We start from the raw sequence: 17,385 nt of genomic DNA, 5'->3' as shown, positions 1-17,385 counted from the left end.
GTGCGCCGTGGCCCGACGGGGTCCCCTGCCCTAACGTCGGAGCGGCACGCCGGACGCACAGCGTGGTGCGCCCGCTCCGCTCCGTACTCGCCTGCGAAGGTGGACAACGTGAAGGCAATCCGTCGATTCACCGTGCGTCCCGTCCTCCCCGACACCCTTCGACCCCTCGCCGACCTCGCGCACAACCTGCGCTGGTCCTGGCACGAGCCCACCCGGGCGCTCTTCGAATCCCTGGTACCCCCCTCCGAGGCGGTGCCGAACGGCGCCGACCCCGTCCGGGTCCTCGGCGCCCTCGAAGCGCCCCGGCTCGCCGCCCTCGCCGCCGACCGGGACTTCCTGGTCCGCCTCGGCGCCGCCGCCGAGGACCTCGACCACTATCTGCACGCCCCCCGCTGGTACCAGGGCCGCTCCGGCGACGTCCCGGCCGCCGTCGCCTACTTCTCGCCCGAGTTCGGCGTCGCCGCCGCCCTGCCCCAGTACTCCGGCGGCCTCGGCATCCTCGCCGGCGACCACCTCAAGTCCGCGAGCGACCTCGGCGTCCCGCTGATCGGCGTCGGCCTGCTCTACCGGCACGGCTACTTCCGGCAGTCCCTCGGCCGGGACGGCTGGCAGCAGGAGCAGTACCCCGTCCTCGACCCCGGCGAGCTGCCCGTCACCCTGCTCCGCGAGGACGACGGCACCCCCGCCCGGATCACCCTCGCCCTCCCCGGCGGCCGCAGCCTCCACGCCCACCTGTGGATCGCCCGGGTCGGCCGCGTCCCGCTCCTCATGCTCGACTCCGACGTCGAGGAGAACGCCCCCGGCGAACGGAGCGTCACCGACCGGCTGTACGGCGGCGGCAGCGAGCACCGGCTCCTCCAGGAGATGCTCCTCGGCATCGGCGGCGTCCGCGCCGTCCGCACCTACACCCGGCTCACCGGCCACCCCGCCCCCGAGGTCTTCCACAGCAACGAGGGCCACGCCGGCTTCCTCGGCCTCGAACGGATCCGTGAACTCCAGGGCGAGGGACTCGACTTCGGCAGCGCCCTGGAGACCGTCCGGGCCGGGACCGTCTTCACCACCCACACCCCCGTCCCGGCCGGCATCGACCGCTTCGACCGGGCCCTCGTCGCCCGCCACCTCGGCGACGACGGCGCCCTCCCCGGGGTCGACCTCGGCCGGATCCTCGCCCTCGGCGACGAGACCCCCCTCGGCGGCGAACCCGGCGTCTTCAACATGGCCGCCATGGGCCTGCGCCTCGCCCAGCGCGCCAACGGCGTCTCCACCCTCCACGGCGCCGTCAGCCGCTCCATGTTCGCCGGACTCTGGCCCGGCTTCGACGCCGAGGAGGTGCCGATCACCTCCATCACCAACGGCGTCCACGCCCCCACCTGGGTCGCCCCCGAAGTCACCCGGCTCTCCCCGGACGCGAGCGACCGGGAGCTGTGGGAGCTGCGCCGCACCCTCCGCGAACGGCTCGTGGCCGACGTGCGCGACCGGCTGCGGGCCTCCTGGCGGCAGCGCGGCGCCGCCGCCGCCGAACTCGGCTGGACCGAGTCCGTCCTCGACCCCGACGTCCTCACCATCGGCTTCGCCCGCCGCGTCCCCTCGTACAAGCGGCTCACCCTGATGCTGCGGGACAAGGACCGGCTGCGGGCGCTGCTCCTCCACCCCGAGCGGCCCGTGCAGCTCGTCGTCGCCGGCAAGGCCCACCCCGCCGACGACGGCGGGAAGCGGCTCGTGCAGGAACTCGTCCGCTTCGCCGACGACCCACGGGTCCGGCACCGGATCGTCTTCCTGCCCGACTACGGCATGGAGATGGCCCGCGGCCTCTACCCCGGCTGCGACGTCTGGCTCAACAACCCGCTGCGCCCCCTGGAGGCCTGCGGCACCAGCGGCATGAAGGCCGCCCTCAACGGCTGCCTCAACCTCTCCGTCCTCGACGGCTGGTGGGACGAGTGGTTCCGGCCCGACTTCGGCTGGGCCATCCCCACCGCCGACGGCGCCGCCTCCGCCGACGAGGACCGCCGCGACGACCTGGAGGCCGCGGCCCTCTACGAGCTGATCGAGCGCCGGGTCGCGCCCCGCTTCTACGACCGCGGCCCCGACGGGGTGCCGTCCGGCTGGACGGCCATGGTCCGGCGCACCCTCGCCGACCTCGGCCCGAAGGTGCTCGCCGACCGGATGGTCCGCGAGTACGTCGAGAAGCTGTACGTGCCCGCCGCCGGCGCCCGCCGGGCCCTCGGTCCGGACCGGGCGCGGGACCTCGCCGCCTGGAAGACGCGCGTCCGGGAGGCCTGGCCCAAGGTGGCCGTCGACCGCGTCGAGGTCGGCGACGGGCTCGCGGACGACCTCGCCGACGCCGAACTGGGCGCCACGCCCGTCGTCCGCGTCCGGGTGACGCTCGGCGCGCTCGGCCCCGACGACGTCGAGGTGCAGGCCGTCACCGGCCGGGTCGACGCCGACGACACCCTCGCCGCCACCCGCACCGTCACCCTCAAGCCGGCGGGCGGACCCGACCTGGAGGGACGCCTGCCCTACGCCGGCACCCTGGAGCTCGACCGGACCGGCTCCTTCGGCTGCACGGTCCGCGTCCTGCCCGCCCACCCGCTGCTCGCCCACCCGGCCGAGCTCGGCCTCGCGGCGCTGCCGGAGGAGACGACGGGGGAGGGGGCGGGGGTGCTCCTGAGGTAGCTACGGGACCTCGGCCTTGCCGGCGAGGTGCCCGTCGACGAAGCAGAGCCGGTACACCGGGATCGCGGCCAGCATCGTGGACCGGTAGTACCGGCACTCGTCCATGCCGCGCGGCTCCGCCGGCGTGCGCTGCGGCGGGCCGTCCAGCGGATGCTCGGGCAGGTCCTCGGAGAGCTCCGCGAGCGACTGCCCGACCCGCATCCGGCCGTAGTCCTCCGGCTCCAGGTACGACTGGTGCTGGGTCCACAGGGCGACCCCGGCCATCAGCAGACCCAGGGCGACGAGGAGCGCGAGCGGGATCCAGATCGCCCGCGCGAGGCCCTTGCGGACCTCGCGGCGGGCCCGGTCCAGCTCCCTCGCCGAGGTCGGCGCGGCGGGCAGCGGCGCCGGGGGGTTCCTGGGCAGGACGGCCTCCAGGACGAATCCGCCGTCCCCGGTGACCCGGTGCGTCAGCGCACCGCCCGCGAGCCGCACCCGCTCGTCGAGCCCGACGAGCCCGGTCCCGCCCGAGGGCAGGAGCGCCTCCGCCGCGCCGGGGCCGCTGACCACCCGGACCCGCACGCTCGCCGGGTCCGGGGCGACGGAGACCGCGACGGCCGCGCCGGGCGCGTGCTTGGCCGCGTTCGTGAGCCCCTCCTGCACGACCCGGTGCAGGGCGAGGCCGGACATGCCCGGCAGCGTCGGCACCGGCGTCGGGGTGAGCGTGACGTCGAGTCCCGACGCCCGGGCCCGGGCCGCCAGTTCCTCGACCGTCTCCCCGGCCGGGGTCGTCGGCGCCCCGGCGTCGTCCTCGCGCAGCACGCCGATGATGTCCCGCAGCCGGGCCGTCGCGTCCGCCGCCGCCCGCCGCAGCTCGCCCGCCGCGTGCTGCTGGGCGGGCCCGAGCCCCGGATCGACCTCCAGGGCGCCCGCGCGGACCGCGATCAGGGCCAGGTCGTGGCCGAGGGAGTCGTGCATGTCGCCCGCGATCCGGGAGCGTTCCCGCAGCCGCTCCCGGTCGGCGACGGCCTCCTGCTCCCGCTCCATCCGGTCGGCCAGCTCCCAGCCGCTGCGCACGAGCCGGTCGTACTGGCGCACGTAACGGCCGATCAGCCAGGGCGCCACGACCGCCAGCGCCAGCGTGAGCAGCAGCGTGAACCACTGGCCGAGGGAGGTGTGCGTGACCGTCGTCAGGAGCAGCCCCGCCACCGCGACCGCGCCGAACAGCCACAGCGCCGCCCGGGTCCGCTCCTGCCGCCGTCCGGCGAGATAGCCGAAGGCGACCAGGGCCAGGGTGTACGAGGCGGTGAACAGCTCCAGGGTGGAGGACAGGCTCACCGCGACCATGACGGCGATCGGCACCGGCGGCCACCGCCGGCTGACCGCGACGCAGCCGCCGAGGAGCGCCACGCCGACCACGACCTCGGTCCAGCTCCCGCCGTCGTTCGGGTCCGACCTGAGCAGGACGGGGACGCACAGCAGCAGCCAGAGCGCCAGGTCGAAGGCGCGTTCACGCATCGGGGACCAGGCCCGCCTCGTACGCCAGGACGGCGAGCTGGACCCGGTTGCGCAGGCCGAGCCTGCCGAGGACGGCGCTCACGTGCGCCTTGACGGTGCCCTCGACGACGTACATGCGGCCGGCGATCTCCTGGTTGGAGAGCCCGGCGCCGAGGAGGGCGACGACCTCCCGTTCCCGTCCGGTGAGGGGCTCCAGGCGGGAGCGTGCCGCGGCCGCGCGGGTGAACCGCTCGCCGCCGAGGGTGTCGATGACCCGCCGGGCGACCGTGGGGGCGAGGGCGGCGCCGCCCCCGGCCACGGCGCGGACCCCGGCGATCAGCTCGCGCGGGTCTCCGGACTTGAGGAGGAATCCGCTCACGCCGCTGCCGAGCGCCCGGGCGATGGAGGTGTCCTCCGAGAAGGTGGTGAGCATGACGACGGCCGCGTCCGGCACCGTCGCGCGCAGTTCCTCGGCCGCGCCGAGCCCGTCGAGCCGGGGCATCCGGATGTCGAGCAGGATCACGTCGGGCCGGTGCTCGCGGGCGAGTTCGACGGCCTCGTGCCCGTCGCCGGCCTCGGCCACCACCTCGATCCCGGGGTCGGTGGCGAGGATGGCTCGCACTCCGGCCCTGATCATCGTCTCGTCGTCGGCAAGCAGCACCCTGATCATGCGGTCCAGGGTATGCAGACGCGCGGGCGCCCGGAGGGAAGGTTCCCTCCGGGCGCCCGCTCCCGTGTGGTGCCGCTTACGGGAAGGTCAGCTTGAAGCTGTTGATGTAGCCGGTGTCGATCGACGCCTTGTCCTGGACGCGGAGCTTCCAGACGCCGTTGGCGACCTCGGAGGAGGCGTTCACGGTGTAGGTCTGGTTGATGTTGTCGGCGCTGCCGCCGGCCCGGTTCGACAGGCTGTAGACCGAGCCGTCGGGGGCGATCAGGTCGACGACGAGGTCACCGATGTAGGTGTGGACGATGTCCACGCCGACCTTGAGGGTCGAGGGCGCGTTGCCCGCGACGCCGGAGACGGTCAGCGACGAGGTGACCGCGGCGCCGTTGTCCGGGATGGAGACGTCGGCGTCGTTGGTGAACACCGTGCCGCCGCCGGGGCCGCCGGGGCGGGAACCGACGTTGATCGCGGCCCAGGCGTTCTCGACGGCCGTGACCTCGGCGCTGCCGGCGCCGTACAGCTCGGTGGCCGCCGCGACGGTGCCCGTGCGGGCGCCGGCGTAGTTGGTCGACGAGCCCCACTTGGTGGTGAGCGCCTTGAACCAGATCAGCCGGGCCTTGTCGATGCCGATGCCGGTGACCGGCAGGCCGTCGGAGGTCGGCGAGTCGTAGCTCACGCCGTTGACGACCTTGGCGCCGCTGCCCTCGGAGAGCAGGTAGAAGAAGTGGTTCGCCGGGCCCGAGGAGTAGTGGACGTCGATGGAGCCGATGCCCGAGTACCACGAGTCCTTGGACGAGCCGTCCTTGCTCGGCTTGTCCATGTAGCGCAGCGGGGTGCCGTTGCCGCGGATGTCGATCTTCTCGCCGACGAGGTAGTCGCCCTTGTCGTTGGCGTTGTTGGCGTAGAACTCGACCGCCGCCGCGAAGATGTCCGAGGTGGCCTCGTTGAGACCGCCGGACTCGCCGCTGTAGGTCAGGTTGGCGGTGGCGGCGGTGACGCCGTGGGTCATCTCGTGCGCGGCCACGTCGATGGACGTGAGCGGCTTGCTGTTGCCCGAGCCGTCGCCGTACGTCATGCAGAAGCAGCTGTCCTGCCAGAACGCGTTGACGTAGGCGTTGCCGTAGTGGACCCGGGAGTACGCGCCGACGCCGTCACCGCGGATGCCGGAGCGGCCGTGCACGTTCTTGTAGTAGTCCCAGGTGAGCGCGGCACCGTAGTGCGCGTCGGCGCCGGCCGTCTCCTTGTTGGAGGCGAGGCCGTTGCCCCACGTGTCCGTGGTGTTGGTGAAGAGCGTCCCGGTGCCCGACGTACCGCCGTTGAGGTTGTACGTCTTGTGGTTGCCGCGGCCGGTGTCGGTCAGCGTGTACGAGGGCGCGGTGCCGAGGGTCACCTGGCCGCTGTACTGCGTGTTGCCGATGCCGGTCTCGACGGCCTGCCACTCGTAGAGCTTGGCGCCGGTCTTCGCGTCCGTCACGACGTGCAGCTCGTTCGGGGTGCCGTCGTGCTGGAGGCCGCCGACGACGGTCTCGTACGCGAGGACGGGGGCGCCCTGGGCCATCCAGACGACCTTGCGCGGGGCGCGGTCGGCGGCGGCCTTCTTCGAGCCCTCCGCGGCGGCGAGGCCGAGGGCCTGCTTCTCGGCGGCGGCCGGGGCGACGTCGGCGGCGAGGTCGACGTTCTTGAGCTCGGCACGGTTCGACTTGATGACGCCGGTGGTGGCGCCGGCCTTCGTCTCGGCGACGATCAGGTCACCGCCGAGGACCGGGAGTCCGGCGTAGGTGCGCTCGTACCGGGTGTGGGTCGTGCCGTCGCGGTCCTGGACGACGTCGCGGACGACCAGCTTCTCCTGGGCGCCGAGGCCGAGGGACTTGGCCGTGGCGGCCTTGTCCGCGTCCGCCGCCTTGATCAGCGCGGAGCGCTGGGCGGGGGTGAGGTCGGCCGGGAGCTTGCCCGGGTTGGCCTTGCCGGCGGACAGCGCCTTGGGGGCCGCCGCGAAGGTGTCGATGTCGGCCGAAGCGGTGCCGGCCTGCACACCGATGGTGAGCATGGCGGCGGCGGCGATCAGAGCGCCGGTCGCGGTGGCGCGACGGCTGGGCGTGGATCTCACGCAGACTCCTTATGCGAGGGGGGTACCGGCGGACTTGGGTGAGCCCGTCCGGGCAGAGCAAGGAGAGAGCTGTGGAGCACGTACGTGTGACACCGAACGCGTTCGGATGACCCCGGACTCGTTCGGGTGAAGCGGTGAACTCTGGTGCGAAGAACCGGGGAGAGAGTGACAGGAATGACGGGGACCTGTCAGGACCGCGTCAGGAAGTTGGCCGGAAATCGTCCGCTGCCCGTAAGGCCGTGTTCGTTAACCGGACGTTTCGTCGATCATGGCCGCGACGCCGTCCAACGTTCGCCGGAGCCCGAATTCGAAGAGACTCTCCAGGCTCAGCTCGAAGCCCCCGTCACGGGTGACGGCGTCGAGGAGGGGGTACGGGTGCCCCGACTGCATCGCGTCGAAGCGTGGCTCGTTCTGTTCCATCCACTCGCCGTCCGACAGGCCCGTGTCGAGCCGCGCCTGCTCCTCCAGATCGTCCGCCAGCGCCAGACCCTGGACGAACGCGAACAGCGTCAGATGGGTGTGCAGCTTCTGGGACGAGGTCAGCGGCGTCTCCCGCAGCGCCGCCAGCACCCACTCCGTGTAGGCCATCGCGTTCGGCGAGGCCACCGGGCGCGTGAACGAGGCCATCGCCTGCGCCATCCACCGGTGCCGCGCGTACACCTCGCGCAGCCAGCGCGCCGCCCGCTCCAGACCGGGCCGCCAGTGCCTCGGCACCGGACCCAGCGGCACCTCCCCGCACGCCTCGTCCGCCATCAGCCGCACCAGCTCGCCCTTGCCCGGAACGTGCCGGTACATCGCCATCGCCGAGGTGTCCAGCACCGTCGCGAGCCGGCGCATCGTCAGGGCGTTCAGGCCCTCGGAATCGGCGAGTTCGAGCGCCGCGCGCACGATCCGGGCCTGCGTCAGCGCCGGAGCCGTCGCCTGCCGCGCCTGCCGCGGGTCCACGACCACCGTGCCCACGCCCGGCTCCACCCGGACCAGGCCCTCCTGGCGCAGCGCCGCCAGCACCTTCGTGGCCGTCGCCATCGCCACGCCCCACTCCCGCGTGATCGCCCGCGTCGACGGCACCCGGTCACCCGGGGCCAGCGCTCCGGTCTGGATGCGGCCCCGGATCTCGGCGGCGATGCTCAGGTAGGGCGGTTCCGTCGTCACGGGGGGCGAGTGTACTAGTGCACCTGTGCGGCGTACAGCCGTGTGATCTGGGGTTTCATAGGGGTGTTGGGGGGTGCACTAGGGCGTTCGTGGCGCTGTACGCCCCGTGTTGCTTCGCTGCCCGCATGACACTCACCGCAGGCCCGTCGACAGCCGCAGGACCCGCCCGCGCCGGCCGGCGCGAATGGACCGCCCTCGGCGTCCTCATGCTCCCCCTCCTCCTCGTCTCCATGGACGTCTCCGTCCTCTACTTCGCGATCCCCTCCATCGCCGCCGACCTCCGCCCCGGCGCGACCCAGCAGCTGTGGATCCTCGACATGTACGGCTTCGTGCTCGCCGGACTCCTCGTCACCATGGGCTCCCTCGGCGACCGCGTCGGGCGCCGCAGACTCCTCCTCCTCGGCGCCGCCCTCTTCGGCGCCGCCTCCGTCGCCGCCGCCTACGCCCACAGCCCCGGCGCCCTCATCGGCGCCCGCGCGCTCCTCGGCGTCGCCGGCGCCTGCCTCATGCCGTCCACCCTCGCCCTGATCCGCACCCTCTTCCAGGACCCGGCCCAGCGCGCCAAGGCCGTCACCCTCTGGACCACCGTCATGGCGAGCGGCATCTCCCTCGGGCCCGTCGTCAGCGGCGCGCTCCTCGAACACTTCTGGTGGGGATCCGTGTTCCTCATCAACCTGCCCGCCATGGTCCTGCTCCTCGTCCTCGCGCCCCTGCTGCTCGCCGAGTCCAAGGGAGCGGCCGGCCGGGGGCGGTTCGACCTCGTCAGCGCCGGGCTCTCGCTCGCCGCGCTGCTGCCCGTGATCCACGGGATCAAGGAGCTCGCCAAGGACGGATGGGCCCCCGTGCCCGCCCTGGGCATCGCCGTGGGGCTCCTTCTCGGGGTCGTCTTCGTCCGCCGTCAGGCGCGGCTCGACCACCCCATGATCGACCTGCGGCTCGTCCGCACCCCTGCCTACGGCGGCTCCCTCCTCGTCAACCTGCTCGCCATGGTCGCCACCGTCGGCTTCGCCGTCTTCCTCACCCAGTACCTCCAGTCCGTCCTCGGACAGAGCCCCCTCGAAGCGGCCCTCTGGAGCCTCGTCCCCGCCGGCGGCGTCATGGTCGCCGCGCCCGTCGCCGCGGTGCTCGCCCAGCGGGTCGACCGCGCCCACGTCATGGGCGGCGGCTTCCTCGTCGCCGCCGCGGGCTTCGGGTGGCTGGCCACGATCGACCGCGCCACGCCCTTCTGGGTCGTCCTCGTGGGCAGCGCCGTCTACGCCGCCGGGCTCGTCTCCGCGATGACCCTCGCCAACGAACTCGCCCTCGGCGCCGCGCCGCCCGAGCGGGCCGGTGCCGCCGCCGCCGTCCTCGAATCGGGGTCGGAGCTGGGCGGGGCGCTGGGGATGGCCGTCCTCGGCTCGATCGGTGCCGCCGTGTACACCGCCGCCATGCCCTCCTCGGCGCCGCCCGCCGCCCGGGAGACCCTGGGGGGTGCGCTGGGCTCCGCCCCCGCCGTCGTCGACGCCGCCCGGAGCGCCTTCGTGGAGGCCATGTCCGGTGCGGCTCTGGGGGCCGCCCTGCTGATGCTTCTGGCCGGTGTCCTGTCGCTGGTGTTGTTGCGGGGGCGGCAGGTCTGACGTGGGTCGTGCGGGATGGGCGGGGGGTTGTGTTCGGGACTGCATGATGTACGGCGCCGGGGCGCCACACATCACGCTCTACGTCTCGAACACAACCCCCCGCCCATCCCCCACTTCCGTTCGTGAGCCTCTGCTCCTCAGCCCACCAGGCTTTCGCGCCAGGCCTGGTGGAGGCCCGCGTAGTGGCCCTCGCCCCTCACCAGGGTCGCCGGGTGACCGTCCTCGACGATCCGGCCCCCCTCCATCACCAGGACCCGGTCCGCCACCTCCACCGTGGACAGGCGGTGGGCGATGACCACCGCCGTACGGCCCGCCAGGACCGTGTCCATCGCCCGCTGCACCGCGCGCTCGCCCGGTACGTCCAGAGAGCTCGTGGCCTCGTCCAGGATCAGGACCGCCGGGTCCGCGAGGAGCGCGCGGGCGAAGGCCACGAGCTGGCGCTGGCCCGCCGAGATGCGGCCGCCCCGTTTGCGGACGTCCGTGTCGTAGCCGTCCGGGAGCGAGGTGATGAAGTCGTGCGCCCCGATCGCCTTCGCCGCCCCCTCGATCTCGGCACGCGTCGCCTCCGGGCGGCCGATCGCGATGTTGTCCGCGACCGTGCCGGAGAAGAGGAACGCCTCCTGCGTCACCATCACCACCCCGCGGCGGAGCTCGGGGGTCGCCAGGTCACGGAGGTCCACCCCGTCGAGCCTCACCCGGCCCTCGGTCGGGTCGTAGAAGCGCGCCAGGAGCTTCGCGAGGGTGGACTTGCCCGCGCCCGTCGCACCCACCACCGCCACCGTCTGGCCCGCCGGGATCGTCAGGTCGAAGCGGGGGAGCACCTCGCCGCCCGTCCGGTAGGCGAAGCCGACCTTCTCGAAGGTGATCTCCCTGCCGCCCTGCCTGGCCGGCAGCTCCCGGGGTGCCGTCGTCTCCGGGACTCCCGGTTCCTGGGCCAGCAGCCCGGCGATCTTGGCGAGCGACGCCGCCGCCGACTCGTACGAGTTCAGGAACATGCCGAGGCGGTCGATCGGGTCGTACAGGCGGCGCATGTAGAGCACCGCCGCCGCCAGGACGCCCAGTTCGAGCGTGCCGTCCGCGACGCGGTACGCGCCCCACAGGCACATGCCCGCCACCGCCGTGTTCGCCACGAGGCGGGAGCCGACCACATAGCGGGCCATCTCGAGGAGGGCGTCGCCGTTGCTTCGTTCGTGGCGGTGGTTCAGTACCGCGAATTCCTCGTCGTTGGCCCGCTCGCGGCGGAACGCCCGGACCGGGCGGATGCCGTTCATCGTCTCCGCGAACTTCACGATCACGCCCGCGATGGCCGTGGAGCGCTCCGAGTAGACCTCGCCCGCGCGCCGCCGGTAGAGCCGGATCAGGAGGTGGAGCGGCACGAAGGAGGCCACCGCCACCGCTCCGATGCCCCAGTCCAGCCAGAGGAGGACCAGGGAGATCGACGCGAAGGAGAGGACGACGCCGATCAGCTCCTGGAGGCCTTCCGAGAGCAGTTCGCGCAGTGATTCGACGTCCGTGGTCGAGCGGGAGATCAGACGGCCCGAGGTGTACCGCTCGTGGAAGTCGACGCTCAGCAGCTGCGCGTGGCGGAAGATCCGGCCGCGCAGGTCGAGCAGCACGTCCTGGTTGATGCGGGCCGCGCCGCGGACGAAGGCGTACTGGAGGACGCCCGAGAGGGTGGCGCAGAGGAGGTAGCCGATCGCCACCGCGATCACCGGGCCGTGATCGCCCGCACGGAAGGCCGGGACGCCCCGGTCGATGGCGTACGCGACGAGCAGGGGGCCCGCCTGGACCGCGGCCTCCTTGACGAGGAGGATCAGGGCCGCGATCACCACGCGCGTGCGGTGGGTGGACAGGAGGTCCCGGAGCAGGCCTCCCGTCGCTCCCCTGGGTGCCGGGAGGTCGTCGCGGTCGAAGGGGTCCGCCGGGGACTCGTGGGTCGGTTCCGCGGGTGTGTCCGTCATCGGTTGTCGTTCCCTTCGCCGGACATCAGCCAGGCGTACTCGGCGCTGCTCCGCAGCAACTCCTGATGGGTGCCCACGGCGGCGATCCGGCCCCGTGAGAGCAGTGCGACCCGGTCGGCGAGCATCACCGTCGACGGGCGGTGCGCCACGACCAGGGCCGTCGTCTCCCTGAGGACCTCCCGCAGGGCCGCCTCGACGCGGGCCTCCGTGTGGACGTCGAGCGCCGAGAGGGGGTCGTCCAGGACCAGGAACCGGGGCCTGCCGACCACCGCGCGGGCCAGGGCGAGCCGCTGCCGCTGGCCGCCCGACAGGCTGAGGCCCTGCTCGCCGACCTGGGTGGCCGTGCCGTCCGGGAGCCGGTCGACGAAGCCGTCCGCCTGCGCGATGTCCAGGGCGCGCCGCAGCTCGGGGTCACCGGCCCCTTCCGCGCCCATCAGGACGTTCTCGCCGACGCTCGCCGAGAACAGCGTCGGCTCCTCGAAGGCCATCGAGACGAGGGCGCGGAGCTTCTGCCGTTCCATGAGGGCGATGTCCTCGCCGTCGAGGAGGATCCGGCCGGCCGTCGCCTCGTGCAGGCGCGGTACGAGGGCGGTGAGGGTCGTCTTGCCGGAGCCCGTGCCGCCGACCAGGGCCAGCGTCTCGCCCGGGCGGATGTGGAGGTCGATGCCGTCCAGGACCGGGGGTGTCTCCTCGGGGGCGTCGGGGTAGCGGAACGTGACGCCTTCGAAGCGCACCCCGTCCGGGGTGCCGGCGGCGGTGGTGACCCCGGCGGTGTCCGGCTCCTCCGCCGCGTCCATCACCTCGAAGTACCGCTCCGTCGCGGTCGCCGCCTCCTGGCTCATCGCGAGCAGGAAACCGATCGACTCCACCGGCCAGCGCAGGGCCAGGGCCGTCGAGAGGAACGCGACGAGCGTGCCCGCCGACAGGTTCCCGTCGGCGACCTGCACCGTGCCGAGCACGAGGGCCGCACCGATGGCCAGTTCCGGTACGGCGGTGATGACCGCCCAGATCATGGCGAGCAGCCGGGCCTTGGCCAGTTCCGTGCCGCGGAGTTCTCCGGAGAGTGCGCGGAAGGCCCGTGCCTGGCTGCGGTGCCGGCCGAAGCCCTTCACGATCCGGATGCCGAGGACGCTCTCCTCGACGACCGTCGTCAGGTCGCCGACCTGGTCCTGGGCCCTGCGCGCCACCGCTCCGTACCGGCGCTCGAAGAGGTTGGAGACGATCACGAGCGGGATGACGGGCGTGAGCAGCACCAGGCCGAGGGACCAGTCCTGGGCCAGGAGGAGGACGTAACCGGCGAGGATCGTCACGCCGTTGACCAGGAGGAAGGTCAGCGGGAAGGCCAGGAACATCCGGACCAGCATCAGGTCCGTCGTCCCGCGCGAGAGCAGCTGTCCGGACGCCCAGCGGTCGTGGAAGGCGATCGGCAGGCGCTGCAGCCTGCCGTACAGGTCGGCGCGCATCCGGGCCTCCACGGAGGACAGCGGGCGCGCCACCAGCCAGCGGCGGAAGCCGAACAGGACAGCCTCGGTGATGCCCAGGAGCAGCAGGTACAGGGCCCCGAGCCAGACGCCCCCGGGGTCCCGGTCCGCGACGGGCCCGTCCACCAGCCACTTCAGGACGAGGGGGATGACGAGCGACAGACAGGAGGCGACGATCGCGACGATCGCGGCCGTGAACAGCCGGTTCCGCACGGGCCGCACGTACGGCCAGAGACGGAGCAGGACGCGGACCGTCGAGCGGTCGGGGTGCGGGGGGATCGGTTTCTCGGGCATCAGGTCCGACCATACGGTTCACCACTGTCGCGGCTCATCCGGTTTTCGGTCGTACTCCGGCATCGACCGATCGGCTGATGCCGGTTCGAGCGCGATGGCCGATGTTCCGGATCCGGCCCGCTCGGCAGTCTGGGGACATGACAGCGATCGAGGTGCGGGGACTGCACAAGACGTACGGCGGCCGGAAGGTCGTCGACGGGGTTTCGTTCGAGGTCGGCGAGGGGGAGATCTTCGGGATCCTCGGCCCCAACGGCGCCGGCAAGACCACCACGGTGGAGTGCGTCGAGGGGCTGCGGACCCCCGACGAGGGGTGGGTGAAGGTGTGCGGGTACGACCCCGCCGCGCAGCGCGACGAGGTCACCCGGGTGCTCGGGGTGCAGCTCCAGGAGAGCGAGCTCCAGGCCAAGCTGACCGTCCGCGAGGCGCTCGACCTGTACGCCTCCTTCTACGAGCGGCCCGCCGACCGGCAGGAGCTCGCCGAGCGGCTCGGGCTGCTTCCGCACCTGCGGACCCGGTTCGGGAAGCTGTCCGGGGGCCAGAAGCAGCGGCTGTTCATCGCCCTCGCCCTCCTCGGCGACCCCCGGGTCGTCGTCCTCGACGAGCTCACCACCGGTCTCGACCCGCGGGCCCGCCGCGAGGTGTGGTCGCTGGTGGAGTCCCTCCGGGACTCCGGCGTGACCGTGCTGCTCGTCACGCACTTCATGGAGGAGGCCCAGCGCCTCTGCGACCGGATCGCGGTCCTCGACCGGGGCCGGATCACCGCGCTCGACACCCCCGGCGGCCTGATCGCCCGGGCGTCGGCCGCCAAGGAGATCTCCTTCGCCGCCGGCACCCCGCTCGACCCGGAGGCGCTGCGGACCCTGCCCGGCGCCGTGTCCGTCCGCACGGAGGACGGCCGGGCGGTCGTCGCCGGCACGGAGGAGACCGTCGCCGCCTTCGTCTCCCTCCTCGCCCGCGAGGGCATCACGGCCGGCCAGCTCCGGGTCGCCGACGCCTCCCTCGACGACGCCTACCTCGACCTGACGGGAACCGAACGATGAGCACCGCCGGCCCCGCCGCGACCGTCCTGCGCACCGAGTTCCGTCTCTTCGGCCGCGAACCCGCCGCCCTGTTCTGGGTGATGCTCTCGCCCACGGTGCTGCTCGTGATCCTCGGTCTGATCCCCTCCTTCCGGGAGGCCTCCGAGGACCTCGGGGGGCGCCGCGTCATCGACGTCTACGTCCCCGTCTCCGTGCTGTTCGCCCTCATCATGGCCGGGCTCCAGGCCATGCCCCCGGTCCTCGCCGCCTACCGCGAACGCGGCATCCTCCGCCGGATGTCCACCACCCCCGTCCGGCCCGGGGCGGTGCTCACCGCCCAGCTCGTGCTGCACGGCACGGCCGCGCTCGTCTCCTCGGTGCTCGCGATCACGGTGGGACGGATCGCCTTCGGCGTCGCCCTGCCGGAGAACCTCGCGGGATACCTGCTCGCCCTGCTGCTCGCCGTCGCGGGCGCCCTGGCCCTCGGCTCGGCCGTGTGCGCCGTCTCCCGGACCCAGAAGGTCTCCACGGCCATCGGCTCCGTCGTCTTCTTCCCCGCCATGTTCACGGCCGGGGTCTGGGTGCCGGTCCAGGCCATGCCGGATACCCTGCAGCGGATCGTCGGGTTCACCCCGTTCGGCGCCGCCTCCGAGGCACTCGACGCGGCCGCCTCGGGCGGCTGGCCCGGCTGGGCCGCCCTCGGAGTGCCGGCCCTGTGGACGGCCCTGCTGACCGGCGCCTCGGTGCGCTGGTTCCGCTGGGAGTGAGGGAAGAGGGGGACGGGGTGCCCACCACCGTCGAGGACCGCTGGCGGCAGTTCTTCCGCTGGGGGCCGTACGGACTGCTCGGCATCGCCGTCGCGATCGCCGCGGCGTCGGCGGACGAGTTCATGGACCGCGAGGAGAAGGGGGAGGCCGCCGCCCTGGTGGCGGCGGTGCTCCTCCTCCACGTGCTCTGGGACCACCGCTGCCGCAGGGTGGCCGCGGCCACCGGGTGGGAGCCCGAGCCGCCCGGGTGCGGACCCGTGCTCGTGCCGGGTGCGCCGGGGCCCGCCTCGACCGTCCACTTCGTCCTCCGGACCGCCCTCGCCTTCGCGCTGACCTGGCTCAGCCCCTTCTTCTCGATCTACGCCTGCATCGGCTACTTCGACGCCACCCACCTGCTGCCCCGCCGGCTCGCCCGCGCCGGGCTCCTCGTCACCGCCGTCATCATGGCCGGCTCCCAGTCCGGCGGCCTGCCGCCCGCCTCGCTCGTGCAGTGGCTGGCCTTCGGCGGGCTGCTGGCCCTCAACGCCGCGCTGTCCCTCGGCTTCTCCCACCTCGCCACGAAGGACGCCGAGAAGGCCGCCGAGCGGGCCGCCACCATCGCCGAACTCGGCCGCGCCAACAGCCGCCTGGAACAGGCCCTCGCCGAGAACTCGGCCCTCCAGGCCCAGCTCCTCCTCCAGGCCCGGGAGGCCGGCGTCGCCGACGAGCGGCGGCGGCTCGCCGCCGAGATCCACGACACCATCGCCCAGGGCCTCACCGGGATCGTCACCCAGCTCCAGGCCGCGAACGCCGCCCCCGGCCGGGAGGACGCCGAGGCGCACCTCCGGCGGGCCGCCGACCTCGCCCGGCACAGCCTCGGCGAGGCCCGCCGCTCCGTACGGAACCTCGGCCCGGTCGCCCTGGAGCACGACGCCCTCCCGGAGGCCCTCCGCAAGACGGTCGCCGACTGGGCCGAACGCACCGGCGTCGACACCCGGTTCACCGTGACCGGCACCGAGGCGCCGCTGCACGACGAGGTCGCCGCCACCCTGCTGCGGATCGCCCAGGAGGCCCTGTCCAACGCCGCGCGCCACTCCGGGGCCGCCCGGGCCGGTGTCACCCTCTCCTACATGGGCGACGAGATCACCCTCGACGTACGGGACGACGGCCGCGGCTTCGACCCGCTCGCCCGGCCCGAACGGCCCGCCGACGGCGGCGGGTTCGGGCTCGACGGCATGCGGGCCCGCGCCGAGCGCCTCGCCGGCACGGTCGCCGTGGAGACCGCGCCGGGCGAGGGCACGGCGATCTCCGCTCGCGTACCGTTGGGAACGCCATGACTGACATCACGCTCCTGATCGTCGACGACCACCCGGTCGTACGGGACGGCCTGCGCGGCATGTTCGCCGCCGAGGGCTCCGGCTTCCGCGTCCTCGGCGAGGCCCCCGACGGTGTCCGGGGCGTCGAACTCGCCCTGGAACTCGACCCCGACGTCGTCCTCATGGACCTGCGCATGCCCGGTGGCGGCGGGGTGGACGCGATCGCCGCGCTCACCCGGCGCGGCGCCCGCTCCCGGGTCCTCGTCCTCACCACGTACGACACGGACACCGACACCCTCCCGGCGATCGAGGCCGGCGCCACCGGGTACCTCCTGAAGGACGCGCCCCGCGAGGAGCTGTTCGCGGCCGTGCGGGCCGCCGCCGAGGGCCGTACGGTCCTCTCCCCGGCCGTCGCCTCCCGGCTGGTCACCGCCGTCCGCGCGCCGGCCGCCGCCGACAGCACGCTCTCCGCCCGGGAGAGCGAGATCCTCGCCCTCGTCGCGAAGGGCACGGCGAACCGGGCGATCGCGGCGGAGCTGTTCATCAGCGAGGCGACGGTGAAGACGCACCTCACGCACATCTACGGCAAGCTGGGCGTGAACGACCGGGCCTCGGCGGTCGCGACGGGCTACGAACGGGGCATCCTGGGCGGCGCGTGAGACCCCCGTGTGGGCAATCGTCCCGCTGGGCGGGACGGGTGGGCACACGGGACGGCGCCCTCAGCGGCGCCTCCGCGTTCCGCGCCCTGACCCGCACCACCCTGCGCGGCGCACAGTCGGTGCGGGTCCAGGCACAGCAGCCTCTGGCGCCGGCAAGGGCGCCGTTCCGTTGTGCCCACCCGTTCCGCCCTGGGGGCACCTCCCGGACGAAGTCTGGGGGA

The 17,385-nt window shown here is 73.5% G+C and carries 12 protein-coding genes; 6 read left to right on the top strand and 6 right to left on the bottom strand.

Annotation, left to right across the window (positions count from 1 at the left end):
- Positions 1-108 precede the first annotated feature (108 nt).
- A complete protein-coding gene (gene glgP / locus IE237_RS00570) occupies positions 109-2,673 on the top strand; it encodes an alpha-glucan family phosphorylase (protein ID WP_189799788.1) in 2,565 nt (854 codons plus the stop codon).
- Here the strand turns inward: glgP and IE237_RS00565 are convergent, their stop codons facing one another.
- The 4 genes from IE237_RS00565 to IE237_RS00550 all read right to left on the bottom strand — a co-directional run bounded on the left by IE237_RS00565 (position 2,674) and on the right by IE237_RS00550 (position 8,072).
- Entirely contained in the window at positions 2,674-4,170 is a 1,497-nt protein-coding gene (locus tag IE237_RS00565) for a sensor histidine kinase (RefSeq protein ID WP_189799787.1), read from the bottom strand.
- A complete protein-coding gene (locus tag IE237_RS00560; RefSeq protein WP_189799786.1) occupies positions 4,163-4,819 on the bottom strand; it encodes a response regulator in 657 nt (218 codons plus the stop codon). Before IE237_RS00560 ends, IE237_RS00565 begins: the two co-directional genes overlap by 8 nt.
- Positions 4,820-4,895: 76 nt before the next feature.
- On the bottom strand, positions 4,896-6,920 hold the full coding sequence (locus IE237_RS00555) for a M4 family metallopeptidase (RefSeq protein ID WP_189799785.1): 2,025 nt from the start codon (positions 6,918-6,920) through the stop codon (positions 4,896-4,898).
- Between the two features lie 246 nt (positions 6,921-7,166).
- Positions 7,167-8,072 carry a TetR/AcrR family transcriptional regulator C-terminal domain-containing protein gene (locus tag IE237_RS00550; RefSeq protein ID WP_189799784.1) on the bottom strand — a complete coding sequence of 302 codons (906 nt, stop codon included), beginning with the start codon at positions 8,070-8,072 and terminating at the stop codon, positions 7,167-7,169.
- A gap of 125 nt (positions 8,073-8,197) precedes the next feature.
- Here IE237_RS00550 and IE237_RS00545 point away from each other — a divergent pair, with 125 nt between their 5' ends.
- Positions 8,198-9,688, top strand: coding sequence for an MFS transporter (locus IE237_RS00545; RefSeq protein ID WP_189799783.1), 1,491 nt, complete (start codon positions 8,198-8,200; stop codon positions 9,686-9,688).
- Between the two features lie 137 nt (positions 9,689-9,825).
- Here the strand turns inward: IE237_RS00545 and IE237_RS00540 are convergent, their stop codons facing one another.
- Complete coding sequence (locus tag IE237_RS00540) at positions 9,826-11,649, bottom strand: ABC transporter ATP-binding protein (protein WP_189799782.1); 1,824 nt, start codon at positions 11,647-11,649, stop codon at positions 9,826-9,828.
- Entirely contained in the window at positions 11,646-13,424 is a 1,779-nt protein-coding gene (locus tag IE237_RS00535; protein ID WP_189799781.1) for an ABC transporter ATP-binding protein, read from the bottom strand. Before IE237_RS00535 ends, IE237_RS00540 begins: the two co-directional genes overlap by 4 nt.
- Positions 13,425-13,561: 137 nt before the next feature.
- Here IE237_RS00535 and IE237_RS00530 point away from each other — a divergent pair, with 137 nt between their 5' ends.
- The 4 genes from IE237_RS00530 to IE237_RS00515 are packed head-to-tail and all read left to right on the top strand — an operon-like array spanning position 13,562 to position 17,164.
- Positions 13,562-14,464 (top strand): ABC transporter ATP-binding protein, encoded by a 903-nt coding sequence (locus IE237_RS00530; RefSeq protein WP_189799780.1) that lies wholly within the window; start codon positions 13,562-13,564, stop codon positions 14,462-14,464.
- Positions 14,461-15,210: an ABC transporter permease gene (locus IE237_RS00525; RefSeq protein WP_189799779.1), complete on the top strand. Its 750-nt coding sequence runs from the start codon at positions 14,461-14,463 to the stop codon at positions 15,208-15,210. The genes IE237_RS00530 and IE237_RS00525 overlap by 4 nt, the downstream gene beginning before the upstream one ends.
- 17 nt (positions 15,211-15,227) lie before the next feature.
- On the top strand, positions 15,228-16,526 hold the full coding sequence (locus IE237_RS00520; protein WP_189799778.1) for a sensor histidine kinase: 1,299 nt from the start codon (positions 15,228-15,230) through the stop codon (positions 16,524-16,526).
- Complete coding sequence (locus tag IE237_RS00515; RefSeq protein WP_189799777.1) at positions 16,523-17,164, top strand: response regulator; 642 nt, start codon at positions 16,523-16,525, stop codon at positions 17,162-17,164. The genes IE237_RS00520 and IE237_RS00515 overlap by 4 nt, the downstream gene beginning before the upstream one ends.
- The last annotated feature ends 221 nt before the right edge of the window (positions 17,165-17,385 follow it).

Origin of the sequence: Streptomyces tanashiensis, assembly GCF_014648895.1 — a bacterium.
Lineage (GTDB): Bacteria > Actinomycetota > Actinomycetes > Streptomycetales > Streptomycetaceae > Streptomyces > Streptomyces tanashiensis.
The sequence above is the reverse complement of the archived record's forward strand: the minus strand, read 5'-3'. Positions and strand labels throughout refer to the sequence as shown.